The organism is Pseudomonas sp. 2822-17, from assembly GCF_002742485.1.
Lineage (GTDB): Bacteria > Pseudomonadota > Gammaproteobacteria > Pseudomonadales > Pseudomonadaceae > Aquipseudomonas > Aquipseudomonas cyclaminis.
Genome location: NZ_LJRZ01000904.1, coordinates 1 through 239, shown reverse-complemented (window position 1 = coordinate 239; position 239 = coordinate 1). Strand labels below are relative to the sequence as shown.

Below are 239 nucleotides of genomic sequence, written 5' to 3'. Positions count from 1 at the left end.
GGGCAAACCGCCAGCTACCGCTACGACCCGTTTGGACGGCGTATCAGTAAGACTGTCGACGGTTTAACCACGGAGTTCTTCTGGCAAGGCGACAAGCTGATTGCCGAACACCATGCAGACCGCCACCGCAGCTACCTTTACGAACCCGACAGCTTTCGTCCTTTGGCACTACTGGAAGGATTCGGTCCAACCGACACCCAGCCCTACCACTACCAACTCGACCACCTCGGCACGCCACA

The 239-nt window shown here is 58.2% G+C and carries 1 pseudogene; it reads left to right on the top strand.

The annotated features are described in order from the left end of the window. Positions 1-239 (top strand): annotated as a pseudogene (locus AOA60_RS29650) (rhs family protein); the annotation flags it as partial.